Annotated in this window: 21 protein-coding genes, 1 tRNA gene, 1 pseudogene and 1 other annotated feature; of the genes and pseudogenes, 16 read left to right on the plus strand and 7 right to left on the minus strand. The window is 60.8% G+C overall.

What is annotated here, in order from left to right; all coding sequences use genetic code 11:
* Window positions 1-288 (plus strand): 50S ribosomal protein L27, encoded by a 288-nt coding sequence (rpmA, locus tag ACTOZL_RS02860; protein ID WP_482476574.1) that lies wholly within the window; start codon window positions 1-3, stop codon window positions 286-288.
* A 61-nt stretch (window positions 289-349) separates the two neighbouring features.
* Window positions 350-1,630: a GTPase ObgE gene (obgE, locus tag ACTOZL_RS02865; RefSeq protein WP_482476575.1), complete on the plus strand. Its 1,281-nt coding sequence runs from the start codon at window positions 350-352 to the stop codon at window positions 1,628-1,630.
* A gap of 75 nt (window positions 1,631-1,705) precedes the next feature.
* Here the strand turns inward: obgE and rbr are convergent, their stop codons facing one another.
* The 5 genes and pseudogenes from rbr to ACTOZL_RS02890 all read right to left on the minus strand — a co-directional run bounded on the left by rbr (window position 1,706) and on the right by ACTOZL_RS02890 (window position 3,851).
* Window positions 1,706-2,248, minus strand: a complete 543-nt coding sequence (gene rbr, locus ACTOZL_RS02870; RefSeq protein ID WP_482476576.1) for a rubrerythrin — start codon at window positions 2,246-2,248, stop codon at window positions 1,706-1,708.
* Window positions 2,249-2,336: 88 nt separating this feature from the next.
* Window positions 2,337-2,465, minus strand: a pseudogene (locus ACTOZL_RS02875) (winged helix-turn-helix transcriptional regulator); the annotation flags it as partial.
* A 57-nt stretch (window positions 2,466-2,522) separates the two neighbouring features.
* Window positions 2,523-2,599, minus strand: a tRNA-Val gene (locus ACTOZL_RS02880).
* 73 nt (window positions 2,600-2,672) lie between these two features.
* Window positions 2,673-3,245 carry a TetR/AcrR family transcriptional regulator gene (locus tag ACTOZL_RS02885; protein WP_482476577.1) on the minus strand — a complete coding sequence of 191 codons (573 nt, stop codon included), beginning with the start codon at window positions 3,243-3,245 and terminating at the stop codon, window positions 2,673-2,675.
* An 18-nt stretch (window positions 3,246-3,263) separates the two neighbouring features.
* Window positions 3,264-3,851, minus strand: a complete 588-nt coding sequence (locus ACTOZL_RS02890) for a TetR/AcrR family transcriptional regulator (RefSeq protein WP_482476578.1) — start codon at window positions 3,849-3,851, stop codon at window positions 3,264-3,266.
* Window positions 3,852-3,995: 144 nt separating this feature from the next.
* Here ACTOZL_RS02890 and ACTOZL_RS02895 point away from each other — a divergent pair, with 144 nt between their 5' ends.
* The 14 genes from ACTOZL_RS02895 (at window position 3,996) to ACTOZL_RS02960 (ending at window position 17,579) form a co-directional block, all read left to right on the plus strand.
* On the plus strand, window positions 3,996-6,026 hold the full coding sequence (locus tag ACTOZL_RS02895; RefSeq protein ID WP_482476579.1) for a coiled-coil domain-containing protein: 2,031 nt from the start codon (window positions 3,996-3,998) through the stop codon (window positions 6,024-6,026).
* A 15-nt stretch (window positions 6,027-6,041) separates the two neighbouring features.
* On the plus strand, window positions 6,042-8,204 hold the full coding sequence (locus ACTOZL_RS02900; RefSeq protein ID WP_482476580.1) for an efflux RND transporter permease subunit: 2,163 nt from the start codon (window positions 6,042-6,044) through the stop codon (window positions 8,202-8,204).
* 65 nt (window positions 8,205-8,269) lie between these two features.
* Entirely contained in the window at window positions 8,270-8,530 is a 261-nt protein-coding gene (locus ACTOZL_RS02905; protein WP_482476581.1) for a type II toxin-antitoxin system Phd/YefM family antitoxin, read from the plus strand.
* Window positions 8,520-8,831 carry a type II toxin-antitoxin system RelE/ParE family toxin gene (locus tag ACTOZL_RS02910; RefSeq protein ID WP_482476582.1) on the plus strand — a complete coding sequence of 104 codons (312 nt, stop codon included), beginning with the start codon at window positions 8,520-8,522 and terminating at the stop codon, window positions 8,829-8,831. The genes ACTOZL_RS02905 and ACTOZL_RS02910 overlap by 11 nt, the downstream gene beginning before the upstream one ends.
* 176 nt (window positions 8,832-9,007) lie before the next feature.
* On the plus strand, window positions 9,008-9,430 hold the full coding sequence (locus ACTOZL_RS02915) for an RrF2 family transcriptional regulator (protein WP_482476583.1): 423 nt from the start codon (window positions 9,008-9,010) through the stop codon (window positions 9,428-9,430).
* A 108-nt stretch (window positions 9,431-9,538) separates the two neighbouring features.
* Window positions 9,539-9,789 (plus strand) — a binding site (T-box leader).
* Window positions 9,790-9,900: 111 nt separating this feature from the next.
* The gene (locus ACTOZL_RS02920; protein ID WP_482476584.1) at window positions 9,901-10,905 is read left to right on the plus strand and encodes an ABC transporter substrate-binding protein; all 1,005 of its coding nucleotides are present in this window, start codon (window positions 9,901-9,903) and stop codon (window positions 10,903-10,905) included.
* Between the two features lie 86 nt (window positions 10,906-10,991).
* Window positions 10,992-11,930 (plus strand): ABC transporter permease, encoded by a 939-nt coding sequence (locus ACTOZL_RS02925; protein ID WP_482476585.1) that lies wholly within the window; start codon window positions 10,992-10,994, stop codon window positions 11,928-11,930.
* Entirely contained in the window at window positions 11,923-12,687 is a 765-nt protein-coding gene (locus ACTOZL_RS02930) for an ABC transporter ATP-binding protein (RefSeq protein ID WP_482476586.1), read from the plus strand. Before ACTOZL_RS02925 ends, ACTOZL_RS02930 begins: the two co-directional genes overlap by 8 nt.
* Window positions 12,688-12,941: 254 nt before the next feature.
* Window positions 12,942-14,228, plus strand: coding sequence for an O-acetylhomoserine aminocarboxypropyltransferase/cysteine synthase family protein (locus ACTOZL_RS02935; RefSeq protein WP_482476587.1), 1,287 nt, complete (start codon window positions 12,942-12,944; stop codon window positions 14,226-14,228).
* 40 nt (window positions 14,229-14,268) lie between these two features.
* Window positions 14,269-15,141 carry a DMT family transporter gene (locus ACTOZL_RS02940; protein WP_482476588.1) on the plus strand — a complete coding sequence of 291 codons (873 nt, stop codon included), beginning with the start codon at window positions 14,269-14,271 and terminating at the stop codon, window positions 15,139-15,141.
* A 90-nt stretch (window positions 15,142-15,231) separates the two neighbouring features.
* A complete protein-coding gene (locus tag ACTOZL_RS02945) occupies window positions 15,232-16,107 on the plus strand; it encodes a DMT family transporter (RefSeq protein WP_482476589.1) in 876 nt (291 codons plus the stop codon).
* Window positions 16,082-16,741 (plus strand): RluA family pseudouridine synthase, encoded by a 660-nt coding sequence (locus tag ACTOZL_RS02950; protein WP_482476590.1) that lies wholly within the window; start codon window positions 16,082-16,084, stop codon window positions 16,739-16,741. Before ACTOZL_RS02945 ends, ACTOZL_RS02950 begins: the two co-directional genes overlap by 26 nt.
* 19 nt (window positions 16,742-16,760) lie before the next feature.
* On the plus strand, window positions 16,761-17,189 hold the full coding sequence (locus ACTOZL_RS02955; RefSeq protein ID WP_482476591.1) for an iron chaperone: 429 nt from the start codon (window positions 16,761-16,763) through the stop codon (window positions 17,187-17,189).
* Between the two features lie 168 nt (window positions 17,190-17,357).
* The gene (locus ACTOZL_RS02960) at window positions 17,358-17,579 is read left to right on the plus strand and encodes a DUF378 domain-containing protein (protein ID WP_482476595.1); all 222 of its coding nucleotides are present in this window, start codon (window positions 17,358-17,360) and stop codon (window positions 17,577-17,579) included.
* 126 nt (window positions 17,580-17,705) lie between these two features.
* Here ACTOZL_RS02960 and ACTOZL_RS02965 read toward each other — a convergent pair whose 3' ends face one another.
* Both ACTOZL_RS02965 and ACTOZL_RS02970 read right to left on the minus strand, forming a co-directional pair.
* Window positions 17,706-18,695 (minus strand): CPBP family intramembrane glutamic endopeptidase, encoded by a 990-nt coding sequence (locus tag ACTOZL_RS02965; protein ID WP_482476592.1) that lies wholly within the window; start codon window positions 18,693-18,695, stop codon window positions 17,706-17,708.
* A gap of 12 nt (window positions 18,696-18,707) precedes the next feature.
* Window positions 18,708-18,929 carry a helix-turn-helix domain-containing protein gene (locus tag ACTOZL_RS02970; protein ID WP_482476593.1) on the minus strand — a complete coding sequence of 74 codons (222 nt, stop codon included), beginning with the start codon at window positions 18,927-18,929 and terminating at the stop codon, window positions 18,708-18,710.
* Window positions 18,930-19,072: the final 143 nt, after the last annotated feature.

The following is a 19,072-nucleotide window of genomic DNA, read 5'->3' on the forward strand; positions in this document are numbered from 1 at the left end:
ATGCTTCATATCGGACTTCAGTTCTTCGCACATAAGAAGGGCGTCGGTTCCACCCGGAACGGCCGTGATTCTATGGCGCAGCGCCTGGGCGTCAAGCGGGGCGACGGCCAGTTTGTGCTGGCCGGGAATATCCTGGTCCGCCAGCGCGGCACCCATATCCATCCCGGCACCAACGTGGGCATCGGTAAGGACGACACCCTGTTCGCCCTGAAGAACGGCCGCGTTAAGTTTGAGCGGCTGGGTAAGGACCGCAAGCAGGTTTCCATCGTGGAAGCCATTTCCGAATAACCCCAAAGCCCCGAACGAGCTTCGTTCGGGGCTTTCCAGATTCCCTGACAAGGAGGGCCCTATGGCAAACACATTCATTGATACCGCCCGGATCACCGTCAAGTCCGGGGCCGGCGGAAACGGCGCGGTGGCCTTCCACCGGGAGAAATATGTGGCCGCTGGCGGCCCCGACGGCGGCGACGGCGGCCGGGGCGGCGACATCATCCTGCAAGTGGACGAGCGCATGTCCACCCTGATGGATTTTCGTTACAAGCGCAAGTATGTGGCGGAAAACGGCGGCAACGGCTCCGGCAAGCGCTGCACCGGCAAGGATGGCGCCCCTCTCATCATCAAGGTCCCCCGGGGCACCGTGGTGCGGGACGCGGAGACGAAGGAGATCATCCGGGACATGTCCGACGACGCCCCCTTCGTCCTGTGCCGGGGGGGCAACGGCGGCTGGGGCAACAAGCACTTCGCCACCCCCACCCGGCAAACCCCCCAGTTCGCCAAAGCAGGCCTGCCGGGGATCGAACGGGTGGTGCTCCTGGAACTAAAGCTCCTGGCAGATGTGGGGCTGGTGGGCTTCCCCAATGTGGGGAAATCCACCCTGCTGTCTGTGGCCACCAAGGCCCGGCCTAAAATCGCCGACTACCATTTCACCACCCTCTTCCCCAACCTGGGGGTGGTCTTTGTGGACGAAGGGGTCTCCTTCGTTCTGGCGGACATCCCCGGCATCATCGAGGGGGCCGCGGAGGGGGCGGGCTTGGGCCACGACTTCCTGCGGCACATCGACCGCTGCCGCCTGTTGATCCACATTGTGGATGTGTCCGGCAGCGAGGGACGGGACCCGGTGGCGGATTTCGAGGCCATCAACGAGGAGCTCCGGGCCTACAACCCAGACCTGGCCCAGCGAAAAATGCTGGTGGCTGCCAACAAGACAGACATTTTGGAGGACCGCAGCCTGTTGGAAGCCCTGAAAGCCCACGTGGAGGCCCAGGGCCTGCCCTTCTATGAGCTCTCCGCCGCTGCCCACATGGGGGTGCGGGAGCTGATGAAGGCCGCCGCCGGGGAGCTGGCGCACCTGCCCCCGGTGCGGGTGTATGAGCCGGAGTATGTGGAGCGTCCGCCCCAGGTGGACACCTCGGAACCCCTCACCATCCGCCACGAGGACGACGTGTGGATCATTGAGGGGCCGTGGCTGCAAAAGATCATGGCCAACGTGAACTTTTCCAACTACGAGTCCCGGAACTGGTTCGACCGGATGCTCCGCTCCGCCGGGCTCTTTGACCGCTTGGAGGAAATGGGCATCCAGGATGGGGACCTGGTGAGCCTCTATAACCTGGACTTTGAATACCAGCGCTGACCCCACACCACCACAACAGACAACCCCCTCAGCCCATGCCGAAAGGATGGGCTGAGGGGGTTGTGTTGTACGGCTTTAATAGTTCTCTGCCCGCAGCTCAAAAAAGCTCTGGGGATGGTTGCAGACAGGGCAGTGCTCTGGGGCCTTGGTGCCCACCACGATGTGGCCGCAGTTGCGGCACTCCCAGACCTTGATGTCGCTTTTGGCAAAGACGGTGGCGGTCTCCACGTTGTTCAGCAGCGCCCGGTAGCGCTCCTCGTGGTGCTTTTCAATCTCCCCTACCATGCGGAATTTTTTGGCCAGCTCTGGGAAGCCCTCTGCCTCGGCGGTTCGGGCAAAACCGGCGTACATGTCCGTCCACTCGTAGTTCTCCCCCTGGGCGGCGGAGAGAAGGTTGGCGGCGGTGTCCCCCAAGCCTCCCAGCTCCTTGAACCACAGCTTGGCGTGCTCCCGCTCATTTTCGGCGGTTTTTAAGAACAGCGCCGCAATTTGTTCAAAGCCCTCCCGCTTGGCCACAGAGGCAAAAAAGGTGTATTTGTTCCGGGCCTCGGACTCCCCGGAAAAGGCGGTGCGGAGGTTTTGCTCCGTCTGGGTCCCGGCGTAACGATTGCTTGACATGATGGTTCCCCTCCTTTGGTGTTTGGGTTCATTGTACCCAAAGTGGGGGGAGAAAAACCATGAAGGGCGGAAGGGTTCAGAGGTTTTGGGCTTTGTAGGCCTCCCCCCAGCGCTTGGCACCGGGGAGCAGGTCCCGGAGGGTTGGTACCTTCCGCTTGCTGCTGATGAGGGCTAACGTGGTCTCCACCGGGCAGGCGGGTAAGGTTTTCTCTGTCATGGGGGGCCTCCAATCTTCAAAAAAGCCTTGAAACACAATGGTTTCAAGGCTTTTTTCTGGTGGACGATACAGGACTTGAACCTGTGACCTCCCGCACGTCAAGCGGATGCTCATACCAGCTGAGCTAATCGTCCCTCTCTTGTGGAGCGAATCCTATTCTAGCTGATATGTGCGGATTTGTCAAGACATTTTTTCAGAAATTTTGTTTTATTTTGCGTTTGTGCTTTCCAGGGCCCCCTGACGGAAAAGCTCTGCCGTGGTCTGGGTCCCCAACTGGCACAGCCGCCGCAGCTGGGGCCGTAGGTCCTCCCGCATCCCCTCGCTGAGCCAGGCGATGATCTGGCCGAAGCAGGCGGTTTGATAAAAGCGCAGCAGGACCTCCTGGTCCTCCGGGGGCAGGCTGGACGGGCCGAAGGCCGCTGTGGCGTAGCTCTCCACCACCTGGCGGCAGAGCTTTAACAGGTGCTGGGCAAAGAGGGGCCAGTGGGTGGACTGGCTGATGTGCAGGAGCTTTTGCCGGTGGTCCAAGGCCAGGGAGACCAGGCCGTCCAAGAAGTCTGGCAAGGAGGGGCGGGGACCCTGGGCGGCCAGGAGGGCGGCGGCCTGTTCGGCCACGATCTCTTCCAGGAGGGTGGGGATGTCCTTAAAGTGATAATAGAAGGAGTTGCGGTTGAGGCCGCAGTCCTGGACGATGTCCTTCACGGTGATGTCCCCGATGGGGTGTTCCTCCAAGCGTTGGAGGAAGGCCCCTTTGATGGCGGCGCGGGTGGCGGATGTCATAAAAGCAGCTCCTTTCTCTCATGCTCTGGGGAACAGCCCCGCCGTGGCCCCGTCGGCCAGGCGCTGGGCAGCGGCAATGAGCTCCTCTTGGGGCAGGGCCATGTCCTGGGCGAACCACTCCTTCAAAAGGCCAATGAAGCCCCAGGCCAGGAAGGTCAGCAGGTAGTCCCCCAGCTGGGAGTTCTGGGGATGGAACCAGGTCTCCACCACCCCCGCCCCCTTTTTTCGGATCAGACGTTGGAGCCCTTGGCTGATGCCGCTGGCGTCGTCCTCGTCAAGGAGCACCGCCCAGGTCTCTTGCCGCTCCACCACAAAGTCCAGCAGGGGTTCCAGCAGGGGCCGGACGCTGCCGCGGTCCACGGTCTCTTGGAGGTGGGCGTCGATGAGGGCTTCCAGCTCCTGCAATAGGTCCGCTTCCAGGCTTTGCAGCAGTTCCACCGTGCCGGTGTAGTGGAGATAAAAGGTACCCCGGTTCATGTCCGCCTCGTCGGTGACGTCCCGCACAGAGATTTGGGAAAACGCTTTGCGTTTCATCAGTACCAGCAGGCTTTCTTTCAGCAGCCTGCGGGAACGACGGGCCCGGCGGTCGTCAGAATTTTTTGCCATAGCAGTGTGCCTCTTTCCCTTTGGGCAGTTGCCCTCTTTTGTCTATTGACTGGATGCCTTGGCTTTATTATAATCAACACAGCACGATAAATCAACAAAAACTTTTTAATCAACTTATGTTGATGATTTGGAGGTAATCTGACCATGAAGAGGAAACCCCATACAAAGCTCCTGCCCCTCTCCCTGGCCCTGGTGTTGGGGGCGTCCTGTGTCCCCTGGGCTGCCGCCGTGGGGGACGGCGTGGCCCCCAGCTGTGACGAGGCCTACTACGCCACCCTGGACTACTACGGAAACCTTCAGGAGGGCAGCGTGGTGAAGAGCTACGCCCTCCATGGGGCGGAGGCCATCACGGACTATGGCGCCTACGACGAGGTGGTGAACCTCACCGACGGCACACCTGCCGATACCCGGGACTATGGCACCACCTTCCATTTTGAGGACGGTGCCCCAGATCACTTTTATTTCCAGGGCCGCACCCAGGCCCCCTTTGCCCAGCTCCCTTGGAGTATCACCCTCCACTATACCCTCAACGGCGTCCCCACCCGGGCCGAGGACCTGGCGGGGCAGCAGGGGGTGGTGGAGCTCCAAGTGGATATTCTCCCCAACCCCTCTGCGGCGGACTACGCCCGGAACAACTACACCTTGGAGGCTATGGCGGTGTTCAACCAGGATGATATCCTCTCCCTGGAAGCCCCCGGGGCCCAGGTGCAGCTGGTGGGCAACCTGCGCACAGTCCTCTTTGTGGCCCTGCCTGGGGAGGAACGGCACTATACCATCCGGGTGGGCAGCAACGACTTTTCCTTTGGGGGCATGACCTTCCTGATGGTCCCCGCCACCCTGGCCCAGTTGGAGGACGTGGCGGAAATCGGCCAGCGCAAGGAGGATATCGAACGGGACTACCAGAACATATCCGGCAGCCTCGACGGCCTGCTGGACGCCATGGGCAACATGCAAGGGGGGCTGAATGCCTCCGCCCAAGGCCTGGACCAGTTGAACCAGGCCCGGCAGACCTTCTCCAACGGCAAGGGGACCCTCTATGAGGGGACGGATACCCTCCGGGGGGACCTCACCGCTGTGGCGGAAGCCCTGACACCAGTGGAGGAGCGGGTAAAACAGCTCAGCCAGACGGTGACGGAGGCCAACGGGGTGCTAAACGAGCTGACCGATACCACCGTCTCCCTGAAGCAGCAGCTTCAGGACATGGAAACCGCCCTGAAAACCCTGGAAAATGGGGCCGGGGACGTGAAGGACCTGCTGCGCAGTGGGGCGGATATGCAGGATAGTTTGGAACGCCTGGAAAAAGCCCTCAACGACATTCCGTCTGTGAGCCTCTCCACCCCGCCCCGCCCCAGCCTGCCCAGCTTGCCGGAGACCATCCCGCCGGAAATCCGCCAGGCTGTGGAGGCGGTCCTAGGCCAGATCAACGGGGCCCTGGATAAGCTGGACCGGATTCAGAAACAGATTTCGGATGTGCTCAGCGCGGTGAAACATGCCAGCAATGCCGCCGGGGACGTGGCGGGGGACCTGGCAAAGCTGTGCGGCCAGTTGGACGAGTTGGTGAAGCTGGTGGACGGCGCCACGGACCTCTCCGCCGCCCTGCGCCAGGCGTCGGGGAAGATACAGGCCATCCTGGACGATGCTGACGCCCTGCGCCAGGTGCTCAACGCCTATGAGCCAGTGCTCCAAGAGGGCTTGCGGAACCTGGGTAGCCTCAGCACCACCGCCGCCGCCACAGTGACGGATACGGAGACCCTCCTGGGCAACGCCGAGGACTTGTTAAAAACCACCGGCGTCCAACTGGATGCGGGCACCCAGCAGAGCCTGTCTGGCATCGCCGCCAGCCTCCGCCAGGCCGCCAAGGCCATGGGGGCCACCAGCGACGTGAAGCGGGGGAAAAACGCCCTCACTGGCATCCTTGAGGACAGTTGGCAGGAGTACACCGGGGAGAAGAACAACCTTCTGCTCATGGATGCCAACGCCCAGCCCGTCTCCCTCACCGACCCCCGGAACCCCGCCCCCGCCAGTGTCCAGGTGCTCATCCGCACCCAGGAGATTCAGGTGGAGGAAGCGGCGGAGGAGCAGACGGAGACAGAATCCAAGAGCAGCAGCTTCTTCGGCCGCATCGGCCAGATGTTCCAGGATTTCGGCCACGCCATTGCCAGCATCTTCCGCTGAGGGGAAGGAGACCACATGGTAGAAAAGATTGCCCATAAACTCACCCGGAAGCCCAAACTGGTGCTGCTGGTTGCCCTGCTAATGCTGATCCCCTCGGCCCTGGGCTTCCTGGCCACCCGGATCAATTACGATATCCTCTCCTACCTGCCCCAGGACCTGCCCTCCTCCCAGGGGGAACAGCTTTTGGAGGAGCCCTTCCACATGGCGGCCACCAGTATGCTCATTGTGGAGGATATGCCCGCAGGCTACACCAACCGCCTCTTGCAGGACATCAAGGCCGTCCCTGGGGTGTCCAACGCCGTGTGGATCAGCAACCTGGTGGGCATCCAGATTCCTGTGGATATGATCCCCGCCGAGTTCCGGGAGCTGTTCTTCTCCGGGGAGGCCACCATGATGCTGATCCAATACGACCACGCCGGCGCCTCCGACGAGACCATGGAGGCCATTGAGCAGGTGCGCAGGGTGTGCAACGAGAAGTGCTTCCTGGCGGGTTTCTCCGTGGTCATCAAGGACACCCGGGATGTGATGGACAGTGAACTGCCCCTTTTTGTCGGCCTGGCGGTGCTTCTGGCCCTGGGGGCCATGTCTGTTACCCTGGAATCTACCGTGCTGCCCCTGGTGTTCCTGGCCAGCATCGGCCTGGCAGTGGTGTATAACTTTGGCAGCAACCTCTTCTTGGGGGAGATTTCCTACATCACCAAGGCCATCGCGGCGGTGCTCCAACTGGGGGTCACCATGGACTATTCCATCTTCCTCTACCGCCGCTACGAGGAGGAGCGCCGCCACTACGACGACAAGCGGGACGCCATGGCCAAGGCCATTGAGGCGGCCTTCCGGGCCCTCTCCGGCAGCAGCCTCACCACCATTGCGGGCTTTTTGGCCCTGTGCTTCATGCGCCTGACCCTGGGCCGAGACATCGGCATTGTCATGGCCAAGGGCGTGGTGCTGGGGGTGGCCACGGTGGTTTTGGTGCTGCCCTCCCTGGTGCTGGTGTTTGACCAGCGCATCGACAGGCACAAGCACAGGACCCTCATCCCCTCTTTTGACCGCCTGAACCGGGGAATCCTCCGTGGCCGGGTCCCCCTGGTGGTGCTGACGCTGCTGCTGTTCCTGCCGTCGGTGTACGCCCAGAACCACGCGGACATCTATTACAAGCTGGACGAATCCCTCCCCCGGGACCTGCCCTCCATCGTCAGCAATGAGAAGCTCAAGGACGCTTTCGACATGGCCACCTCCCACTTCGTGGTCCTCCGGGACGACCTCTCCGCCACAGATATGGCGGACTTGGAGGAACAGCTCCGGGGGATACCGGGCATCACCTCCGTGGTATCCTACCACAGTATGTTGGGGGTGGGCATCCCTGATTTCTTCATCCCCGACGCCGTGAAGGAGATGCTCCGCCAGGAGGGGTGGCAGCTGATGATGATCAATTCCAGCTACGCCCCCGCCACAGACCAGGTGTCAGAGCAGTTGGACGCCATGAACGCTGTCCTCCACGCGGTGGACCCCAAGGCCATGATTACCGGGGAGGGGGCCATGTACCGGGACCTCATCGACACCTCCGCCGTGGACTTCCAGGTGACCAACTACATCTCCGTGGCGGCAATTTTCCTCATCATCGCCGTGGTGTTCCGCTCCCTCACCATCCCGGCGGTGCTGGTGGCCACCATTGAGCTGGCGATTTTCATCAACCAGGGGTGCAGCTACTTCACCGGGGCCCAGGTGCCGTTCATCGCCCCCACCATCATCAGCTGCGTCCAGCTGGGGGCCACGGTGGACTATGCCATCCTCATGACCTCCCGCTTCCAGGAGGAATTGCGGAAGGGGCTGGACCGGAAGGAGGCCATCCAGGTGGCCGCCAGTGCCTCCGACGCCTCCATCGTCACCAGTGCCCTGGTGCTTTTCTGCGCCACCCTGGGGGTGTCCTTCGTGTCCTCCATCGACCTCATCGGGGCCATCTGCATTATGCTGGCCCGGGGGGCCCTGATCTCTGCCCTGGTGAGCATCTTCCTGATGCCGGCCATCCTCTGTGTCTGCGAACCTCTGTTCCATAAGACCAGCTGGCACTGGCGGGGGAAGCCCGTCCCGGCCTTGGAGGCGGGGGCGCCCAGCTTGCCCGCTGGGGCGGGGGAGGAGCCGGTGATATCAGAGCAGAAGGAAGAAGTGGAAGTCCAGTGAACGGGGTAGGCCCTTGTGTTTGTGATATAATTATGTTATAATTGGGACACAAGGGAGGCGATACTATGCCGCGTATTATTCCCATCCGTGATTTGAAGGACACGGCCACAATCTCCCAGATGTGCCAGGAGTCCAATGATCCCATCTATGTAACCAAGAACGGATATGGGGACATGGTCATTATGAGTATGCAGGCCTATGAGGAAAAACTCTGCCTTCTGGACGTCTATGAAAAGCTGGCAGAGGCGGAGGAGGACTTGGAGCAAGGGAGGACCCTGGATGCCCGAGGGGATCTGAAGAGCTTGAGAGAGAAATATGGCATATAAGATTGTTGAAACCCAGCGTGCTGCCCAGGACTTAGACCACATCCTGCGTTATCTTGCGGTCTCCCTGGCCAACCCTTCTGCGGCATCCGCTTTTGCGGATGCCATCGAAGAATGCTATCGGAACTTGGAGGTCATGCCTCTGCTGTACCCCCTGTGCCGGGCTGCCCGCCTGCGCAGGTTGGGGTACAGAAAAGCGGGGATCAAGAACTATATCATGATCTACAAAGTCAGGGAAGTGGATCGAAGCGTACAGGTTCTGCGTTTTTTTCACGGAAAGCAGGCGTATGAGAGGTTAATTTGATGGTATGTGGCCAGACGACCAGTAGCCCATGAAAAATCCTGTTGACAAAGTAGGTAGTTCGTGATACTATCTCCCTTGTATTTTTATCCGGTATACCGGTACAATATGGAATGAGACCGAATGCGGGGACGCTGTCCCCGCATTTTCGCCGGATTTTTTAAGGAGAGACACGTACTATGATGATATCCACCAAAGGCCGCTATGCCCTGCGGGTGATGATTGAGTTGGCCCAGCGCCAGGAGGAGGGGTATATCTCCCTGAAGGAGGTGGCCCAGAACCAGGAGATTTCGGAAAAATACTTGGAGGCCATCATGAAAAACCTGGTGACAGCAGGCCTGGCTGTGGGCATGCGGGGCAAGGGCGGCGGCTACCGCCTGGCCCGTCCGGCGGCGGAGTGCAGCGCCGGGGAAATCCTCCGGGCGGCAGAGGGCAGCCTGGCCCCGGTGGCCTGCTTGGAGGAGAATGCCGAGCCCTGCCTGCGCCGGGACCATTGCGCCAGCCTCCCCCTGTGGCAGGAGCTGGAAGACGTGGTCCAGGAGTTCTTAGCCGGCTATAGCCTGGAACACCTGATGCAGCAGAGTGCGGCCCCGGAGGCGTAACGGGGGCTGGCGGGGCCGGGAAGGGCGTGGCGGTGCAAAGAATTTGTGCAAGCTGACCATTGACGGGCCCCGCCTATCGTGCTATGATGAGAGCCAAGTAAACAAGGAACAAAACCTGAGAGTAAGAATAGTACGTCTCTGTTTAACCCTTCAGAGAGCCGCGGGTGGTGGGATCGCGGCGGGACCGCAGGGGAGGAATGGCCTTACGAGGGCGGAACGAACGCCGGTGCTCCACCGGTTCAGTAGTGACCGACGGGGACCGCACCCGTTATCCGGGCGGCACGTATGATGGTACGTGAAAAGAGCGGGCGCTATGCGCCAAGTTGGGTGGTACCGCAGGAGTCAGTCTTGTCCCATTTCGTTGTGAAACGAGTGGAGCAGGGCTTTTTTTGTTGCCCACCGCGCCATCAACAAGACAGCGCCCCCACCGGGGGCAAAGCATTGGATAAAAGAAAAGGAGCGTAACAAACATGAAGAAGCAAAGCAAGAAGCTGCTCACCGCAGCCCTGGCCCTAACCTTGGGCCTCTCCCTCACCGCCTGCGGCACCCCCGCCGAAGGGGACGGCGGCGGACAGACAGAGGGCAAGCCCGCCATCATCGGCATCAGCCAGTACGGCCAGCACGCCTCTCTGGACAACTGCCGGGAGGGTTTCCTCCAAGGCCTGAAGGAAGCGGGGCTGGAAGAGGGCACCGACTACACCATCGACTACCAAAACGCCGGCTTTGACGACAACATGGCCATCCAGATTGGCCAGGCCTTCTCCGCCGAGGACGCCGCCATGATGGTGGGCATCGCCACCCCCTCCGCCACCGCCTGCTACGCCGCCGCCGAGGACAAGGACATCCCCGTGATCTTCACCGCCATCACCGACCCTGTGGGGGCCAAGCTGGATTCCGGCAACATCACCGGCACCTCCGACGTGCTGCCGGTGGAGGGGCAGCTGAAGCTTATCCGGGCCCTTCAGCCCGAGGCCAAGACCGTGGGCATCATCTACACCACCAGCGAGGCCAACTCCCTCTACTCCGTGGAGGTCTACAAGGGCCTGGCAGACCAGTACGGCTTCACCATCGACGCCATCGGCGTCACCGCCCAGTCTGAGGTCACCCAGGCGGTGGATACCCTCATCAACCGGAAGGTGGACTGCCTGTCCAACCTCACCGACAACAACGTGGTGGGGGTGCTGGGCTCCATCCTGGAAAAGACCAACGACGCAGGCATCCCCGTCTACGGCTCCGAGATCGAACAGATGAAGCTGGGCTGCGTGGGCGGCGCGGGCCTGGACTATGTGGCCCTGGGGGTCCAGACCGGCAAGATGGCTGCCCGTATCCTCAAGGGGGAGGCGGCTTGCCAGGATATCCCCTATGAGGTGATTGAGAACTATGCCCTGTATATCAACAGCGAGGTTGTGACCCAGCTGAACCTGACCCTGCCCGACGAGGTGAAGGCGGAGGCCCAGGACGTGGTGAACGCCTAAAGGCGCTGCCTCTCCACGCTGCCACCGGCTGAAACAGGTGGACGAAACCTTGAATCTTTGCTCAGACAGAAAGGGAGCGGAACCCCATGCTTGACCTGATCTCCTCCACCCTGACCCAGGGCCTGATCTATGCCCTGCTGTCCTATGGGGTGTACATCACCTATTCGGTCCTGGACTTCCCGGACCTCACCGTGGACAGCAGTTTCCCCCTGGGGGCCGCTGTCACCACGGTGCTCCTCATCGGGGGGATGAACCCCTGGCTCACCCTGGTGTGTGCCACCCTGGCGGGGGCCGCGGCGGGGCTGTGTACCGGCCTGATCCACGTGCGCCTGGGAGTGCGGGACCTGCTGGCCGGGATCATCACCATGACGGCCCTGAGTTCCATTAACCTGCTCATCGGCGGCTCCAACCAGACCGTGGACCGGGGCACCGACACCATCTTTACCTCCGCCCCGGTGATGGGCCTCTTTGGCGGCCTGACCCTCTCGGCCCGGAAGCTTATTGTCTCCCTGGTGCTGGCGGTGGTGGTGAAGCTGATCCTGGACGCCTATTTCCGCACCAAGTCCGGCCTGCTGCTCCGGGCGGTGGGGGACAACGGCACCCTGGTCACCACCCTGGCCCAGAACAAGGGCAACATGAAGATATTGGGCGTGGTGATGGCCAACGCCCTGGTGGCCCTGTGCGGCGGCGTGCTGGCCCAGGAGCAGCGCAGCTATTCCGCCGTCATGGGCATCGGCCAGGTGGTGTTCGGCTTGGCCACCGTCATCATCGGTGTGACCATCGTGCGCTTTTTCACCAGCTCCAAGCCCGCCCAGGGGATGGGGAAGGTCCCTGTCCTCCGGGTCCTGGCCACCCCCCAGGGGACCACGGCGGTGCTGCTGGGGAGCATCCTGTACAAGTTCTGCATCCAAATCGCCATCAACCTGGGCCTGCCGGCCAACATGCTCAAATTTATCACCGCCGCCCTGTTCCTGCTGGTGCTGGTGCTGGCGGGACGGAAAGGGGAGGAGATCATCCATGCTTGAGATCCGCGGCCTGAAAAAGGTCTACAATCCAGGGACCGTCACCGAGATGACCCTCTTCGACGGCTTCGACCTCAGCGTGCCCGATGGCCAGTTCGTCTCCATCGTGGGCAGCAATGGTTCCGGGAAAACCTCCCTGCTGAACATCATCTGCGGCAGCATCCCCATGGACGGGGGCGACGTGGTGGTGGACGGGAAGAGCTTGCGGAAGTTGAAGGATTTCCAGCGCTACGGCACCATCGGCCGGGTGTATCAGAACCCCTCCCTGGGCACCGCCCCCAACCTGACCATGCTGGAGAACCTCTCCCTGGCGGACAACAAGGGCAAGGGCTTTGGCCTCACCCGGGGCATCAACCGCAAGCGCCAGGATTTCTACCGGCAAGAGCTCTCTGGCCTGGGGCTGGGCCTGGAAGATAAGCTGGATGTGAAGATGGGGGCCCTCTCCGGGGGCCAGCGCCAGGCGGTGGCCCTGCTGATGGCCACCCTGACCCCCCTGCAATTCCTCATCCTGGACGAGCACACCGCCGCCCTGGACCCCCGCACCGCCGAGGCTATCATGGTCCTCACCGGGAAGCTGGTGCGGGAGAAGCGGCTCACCGCCCTGATGGTGACCCACAACCTGCGCTACGCCGTGGAGTACGGGGACCGGCTGCTGATGCTGGACCGGGGCAAGATCGCCCTGGACCGGGCAGGGGAGGAGAAAGCCGCCACCACCACCGACGATATTTTGCAGATCTTTGGACAGATCAGTATGCAGTGAGTATGCCGCCCCTGGGCCCATGGCCTGGGGGCGGCTTTTGCGTTGGACCCCGGCAGGTGGGCGGCAAGTTCTAGCAGTGTACTGGTAAAACTGGCAGGGCTCTGGTATGAACTGTCCAGGGGGCTGCCATGGCCCTTTGGGGGCGGCTGTGGTATCATCAAAACAGTGGAAAAAGAGGTGCTTGACCCTGGGTGCGGAAAGGCGTATAATAGCTCATCCTATATTAAAAAAGCATATTCAGGAGGTTTTCGGCTATGCGCAACTATCAGCAGGGAACAGACTGTCTCCACGCCGGCTATGTGCCGGAGAGCGGCGAGCCCAGGAACATTCCCATCATCCAGAGTACCACCTTCCGCTATGGCAGCAGCGCCGCCATGGGCGCCCTCTTCGACTTGGAGGCCGCGGGCTACTTCTACACCCGCCTGCAAAACCCCACCTCGGACCGGGTGGCCGCCAAGATCTGTGCCCTGGAAGGGGGCAGCGCCGCCATGCTGACCTCCTCCGGCCAGGCCGCCAACTTCTTCGCCCTGTTCAATATCTGCTCCGCCGGGGACCATGTGGTATCCTCCACCACCATCTATGGGGGGACCTTCAACCTCTTCGCCGTGACCATGAAGCGCATGGGCATTGACTTCACCTTTGTGGACCCCAACTGTTCCCCGGAGGAGCTGGACGCCGCCTTCCGGCCCAACACCAAGGCGGTGTTTGGGGAGACCTTGGCAAACCCCGCCCTCATCGTCCTGGACATTGAAAAGTTTGCCCAGGCCGCCCACAGCCACGGGGTGCCGCTGATTGTGGACAACACCTTCCCCACCCCCATCAACTGCCAGCCCTTCCGCTTTGGGGCGGATATCGTCACCCACTCCACCACCAAGTATATGGACGGCCACGCCAACTGCGTGGGGGGGGCCATTGTGGACAGCGGGAAGTTTGACTGGACCCGCTATCCCGACAAGTTCCCCGGCCTGTGCACCCCCGACGAGAGCTACCACGGGGTGACCTACACAGAGCGCTTCGGCTTGGAGGGGGCCTTCATCACCAAGGCCACAGTGCAGCTCATGCGGGACTTCGGGGCCTCCCCCGCCCCCATGAACGCCTACCTCCTCAACGTGGGGCTGGAGACCCTGCACCTCAGGATGCCCCAGCACTGCGCCAACGCCCAGCAAATTGCCCAGTATTTGGAGAACCACCCCAAGGTGGCCTGGGTATCCTACCCCGGCCTGGCAGGGGACAAAAACCACGCCCTGGCCCAGAAGTATATGCCCAAGGGTACCTGCGGCGTGGTGGCCTTTGGCCTGAAGGCAGGCCGCGCCGGGGCGGAAACCTTTATGGCCGGGCTGAAGCTGGCCTCCATCGCCACCCACGTGGCGGACGCCAAGACCTGTGTGCTCCACCCCGCCTCCTCCACCCACCGGCAGATGTCCGACCAGGAGTTGGAGGCCGCCGGGGTGGGTGCAGACCTGATCCGCCTGTCTGTGGGCATTGAGGATCCGGCGGATATCCAAGGGGACTTGGAAGGGGCCCTGGCTGCTGTCAACTAACTGCCCTGGACAGCAGGGCAGGAGAGAAAGGATGTTTGGTATGAACAACAAAAAGGGTCTGATTCTCATGCTCACCTGTGCCCTGCTTTTGAGCCTTGGCGGTGTATGTGTCAAGCAAATCCCCTGGAACCCCCTATCCATCAACAGCTTTCGCAGTATCATCTCTGTGTGTATCCTGTTTGGCTTTGCCAAACTGACCCGCAACCGCTTCCAACTGACCCCTGGTGTGCTTGTGGGCACGGTGGGGGTGTGCGGTGCCACCGTGTTGTATACCGTGGCAACCAAGCTGACCACGGCAGGCAGCGCGGTGCTGCTCCAATTCACCGTGGCCCCGGTGTTCATCCTCCTCTTTACCTGGCTGGTGTTCCATGAGCGGCCCAAGGGGCTGGATGTCATTGCCTGCCTGTGTATCGTGGGGGGTGTGCTCTGCTTCTTCCTGGACAGCCTGGGCAGCGGCCGCTTGGTAGGGGACGCGGTGGCGGTGTTGTCCGGGGTATCCTATGCCCTGGTGTTCCTCACCAACAAGCTCCCCGGCGGCAACGCCCTCTGGGCCACCATCCTGGGACAGAGCATAGGGGCCCTCATCGGCCTGCCCTCCCTGGTCCAGGAGACCCAGTTTGACAGGGGAACCCTGTTTTATGCCATCATCCTGGGGGTGTTCCAGTTGGGCCTGGCCTATGTGTGCCTCACCACAGGGGTGAAGTATGTGAAGCCCGTCACCGCCATTCTGGTGACAGGGATCGAGCCGGTGCTCAATCCCATCCTGGTGGCTGTGGTGGTGGGGGAGACCTTGTCCCCCCTGTCCCTGCTGGGGGGCGCCATCGTGTTTGTCAGTGTGATGGTCTATAACATCCTCAGTGCCAGAGGGGAACGCCCCAGGCCCCAGCCAAAACCGGCGGCGAAGCCGGCATAGTGCCAGAAATGGAAACAACAGGAGGTCAAGAGGGCTTGCGTCTCTCTTGGCCGTCTTGTTTGGAAGTCGTTGAGAAAGGAAACTCTCGTTATGAATAGCAAGAAAGGCCTGCTTTTGGTCTTTGCCAGCGCGGTGCTGCTGAGCATTGGCGGGCTGTGTGTGAAAAAAATCCCCTGGAACCCCCTGTCCATCAATGCCTTCCGAAGCATCCTCTCGGTGGGCATCCTCCTGGTGTTTGCCAAGCTCAGCCACCACCCCTTCCGCTGGAATGCCGGGGTGCTGGTGGGGGCCCTGGGGGTGTGCGGGGCTACGGTGCTGTACACGGTGGCCACAAAGCTGACCACGGCAGGAAACGCGGTGCTCTTGCAGTTCACCGCCCCCATTTTTGTGATCCTCTTTTCCTGGGCCCTGTTCCATGAGCGGCCCCAGCGGCGGGATGTCGTGGCTAGTGTCTTTATCCTGGGGGGCATTTTCTGCTTCTTCCTGGACAGCTTGGGCAGCGGCCGCTTTGCGGGGGATGTGATTGGGGTGCTGTCGGGGCTGTGCTATGCCTGGTTCTTCCTCCACAAAAAGCTCCCCGGAGGCGACCCGGTGTGGGCCACCATCCTGGGCCAGGGCATGGGGGCCCTGATCGGCCTGCCCTTTCTGGTCCAAGAGACCCAGTTTGACGGGACCACACTGTTTTACGCCGTGATCCTGGGGGTGTTCCAGTTGGGCCTGGCCTACGTGTGCCTGACTGCGGGGATACAGTACGTCAAGCCCATCACCGCCGTGTTGGCGTCGGGGATTCAACCGGTGCTCAACCCCATTTTGGTGGCCGTGGTGGTGGGGGAGACCTTGTCCCGCTGGTCCTTACTGGGGGGCGCGGTTGTGTTTGTGAGCATTATGGTTTATAATGTGCTGAGTGTGAAAGCAGAAAAAGAGGAAGAGGAGGACAGCCATGTTGGACATCCTGTATCAAGATGACGCTCTGGTGGTGTGCGTCAAACCCTTTCGGGTGCTCTCCACCGATGAGCCCGGGGGGATGCCCGACCTGATCCGAGAGGCCCTGGGCCAGCCCCACGCCAAGGTCCGGGCGGTCCACCGGCTGGACCAGGTGGTGGGGGGGCTGATGGTCTACGGCCTCAGCGCCCACGCTGCGTCGGAGCTGTCCCGGCAAATCCGGGAGAACCGCTTTGCCAAGGAATACCAGGCGGTGATCCACTGGCGGCCTCGAGAGGACCAGGGGACGTTCCGGGACCTGCTGGGCCGGAACGAAAAGACCCGAAAGACCTACGTGACCCAGACCCCTGGCAAGGGCGTCCAGGAGGCGGTGCTCCACTATCAGCTTTTGGACAACCGCCAGGGCTTTTCCCTGGTGCAGATTCAGTTGGAGACAGGCCGGACCCATCAGATACGCGCCCAGTTCTCCGCCCGGGGTCTGCCCCTGGCCGGGGACCGGAAATACAGCCGTTACCCCGACCCCAAGGATTGGCAAATTGCCCTCTGGTCCAACCACCTGTCCTTCACCCACCCGGAGACGGGGGAGGCCATGGACTTCCGCCTGCCCCCGCCGGAGACGGAGCCATGGACCCTGTTCCAAGCAACGGGAAGAAATTGATGGAAAAGGATGGAAGCGTATGTGGACTTGTCCAAACTGTGGCCGGGAATTTAAGCGGGCCCAGCAGAACCACTATTGCGGGAAAGCACCGGAAACGGTGGAGGCATACATTGCTGCCCAGCCGGAGGACATCCAGCCCATTCTGCGGCAGCTGAGGGACACGCTCCGCCAGAGCCTCCCAGAGGCGGAGGAACGGATTGCCTGGAGTATGCCCTCCTACTGGGCTGGCCGGCATGTGCTGCAATTTTCGGCGGGGAAGTCACAGATTAGCCTTTATGTAGGGGAGGATGCACTTGCGGCCTTTTCAACGGCGCTTTCGGAGGCTAAGACCAGGAAAGGGACCCTCTACCTGCCCTATGGCCAGGCGCTGCCGCTGGGGCTGGTGGGGGAGATCGCCCGCTGGTGTTATGAAGCGATGAAGCATGATGGGGACCAGACAAAAAATTAGAAAAATTTTCTAGGAATGCGTCCGCCGCCGCCGCACATACTACCCTCGGAGACCGAAAGAGGCAGCGCCTCTCCGGGCTTAGCCAGTACGGGGCAACCGTCCTGTACGGGCGAAAAATCCAAACGAACTGTGTGTACGGTTCCGGGAGGTTTTCTCATCGTGAAGGCAATGGACAGAATTGCCCTGGCATTGGCCGTCATTGGCGGCCTGAATTGGGGCTGTGTTGGAATTTTCGGCCTGGATATCGTGGCGGCCCTCTTTGGCGGCTCCGCCAGCACTCTGAGCCGGCTGGTTTATATTCTGGTGTGCCTCGCCGCGCTGTGGTGCATCACCCTGTTTTTCCGGGAGGATGCCAACGTGGAAGGGGAACCCACCAGAGGGAATGCTTGATCTGAAATCTTGGACCCAAGCAAAAAAGGGACGCGCACCGCATTGATTTGCGGTGCGCGTCTCTGCTTTATAAGGAAGGGCAGCCCATACGCCACCGCCAGGAAAATCAGAACTTCTTTCTTTTTTTCATGATGCTTCCTCCTTACATACCAGTTGCTTGGGTTTCCGGAACACGTTGGAGAACAGGAAGGGAACAAAGAGTACCAGCGAGACGAGGATAAAGACCACGAAGGTGATCCACCAAGCGGATGGCTCTGTGATCGTTCCATTATCGATAAAAGAGCTTGAGAAAGCATTGTGCAGGCCGTGTATCAGCACGGCTGTCCATACATTTTGGGTTTTCATGTAGGCGTATGCCATGAAAATAGCGATGCCCATAACAGCAACATAACGGGACAAAATGAATTGAACGGTGGTGTACCCCGCCTCTTCCGGGGAAAATATAGGCAAAAGAACCGGCTGATGCCACAGCTCCCACAAGAAGCCAAACACAAGCACGCCTTTGACGAGGCCAAACTTTTTCTGCAACAACGGCTGGAAATAGCAGCGCCAGCCGTATTCCTCGTTAAGATAGATGGGGGCAAGGACAAAGCCGCTGAGGAAGGTAGTCAGGGAGAATTGTTGCAGCAAAAGAACGGGGTCCCCTAGAATCAATTCCGGGAGAATCACACGGGCAAAACAGATGACCGCGTATAGGGTGAGCAGCTTTGTCGTCAGTGCCCAGTTTTCCCCGCCCAGCCCGTGGAGGTTGCGGGTTTCCTTCTTATCCAGGAAAAACAGGATAACCAGCAGGCCAAAGCCGATGGCGGTCAGATAACCCCCAATGATGGGAATCTGGGGGGAGCGCAGGAAGAGGTCGGCCAGGCTAAGCAGGAAGGAAGCGGCGGTGAGGACCAGGATGCCGGTAAAGAAGTACATGGGCATGGTGCTTCGCTGGTCTTTATCACAGATAACCTTGGCCAAAACTAGTCCGGCTGCGGGGCAGCAAAGAAGTGAACCGCCGTAAGTGACTCCGTATCCCCCGTGGACCAGGATGCCTCTAGGAATGCCAATCAGGAGGTTGATGCCAAAGATGACCCCCAAGAAAATCAACAGCTTTTTTGTCTCCCTTTTCATGATACGCCTCCTTTACGTCTCATCGTCCTCCTCCACATATTTCAAGATATCCCCCGGCTGGCAGTGGAGGGTCTCGCAAATCCCGGCCAGGGTGGAAAAGCGGATGGCACTGACTTTGTTGTTCTTGAGCTTGGACAGGTTCACATTGGTGATGCCCACCTTTTCCGCCAGCTCGTTGAGGGACATGTGGCGGTCGGCCATGACCACGTCCAGTTTTAAGATGATATTTCCCATAAAAATCAAACCAATCCGTCAGAGTCTAGTTGTAGTTGAATGCCGTAGGCGAAGAAGTGGGCCAGGCAGAAGGTGATGAGGCCGAACACCAGGCTCGCGAAGCAGGAGAACAGTTCCATAATGTTGGTGGCGATGAAAGTCGC

The organism is Evtepia sp. (genome assembly GCF_056797215.1).